The 277-nt window shown below is 40.1% G+C and carries 1 protein-coding gene; it reads right to left on the bottom strand.

Annotation, left to right across the window (positions count from 1 at the left end; all coding sequences use genetic code 11):
* On the bottom strand, window positions 1-277 hold a 277-nt coding region (locus RMT89_RS42730), incomplete at both ends, for an LPXTG cell wall anchor domain-containing protein (protein ID WP_315889151.1).

Here is a 277-nt window from a genome sequence, read left to right as displayed (position 1 = left end):
ACTTCTGTCCCCTCTTTTAAGACAGAACCGTCTTTGAGGATGACATCCGTCATCAGATAGCTGCGATAAACACCATTATACTCATCATGCTTTTCATCATAGTTATCTTCAAAACCATATTCAAATAAATCAGTCGCACGATTGCTTGGAATCAATGCTCCAACCAAGCGATAGTTAAAGGTTTGATGCAAGGCCACTTCTTTCCCGTCAAGGCTCTCATCTTTATGAGACAAGTCAATCACCACATCTTTTTGTGGGTCTAGTTTGGGAACATTAT

Source organism: Streptomyces sp. P17 (genome assembly GCF_032436805.1).
In the GTDB taxonomy this organism is placed as follows: domain Bacteria; phylum Actinomycetota; class Actinomycetes; order Streptomycetales; family Streptomycetaceae; genus Streptomyces.
Note: the sequence above shows the minus strand (reverse complement) of the source record. Positions and strands in the feature narration are given on the sequence as shown.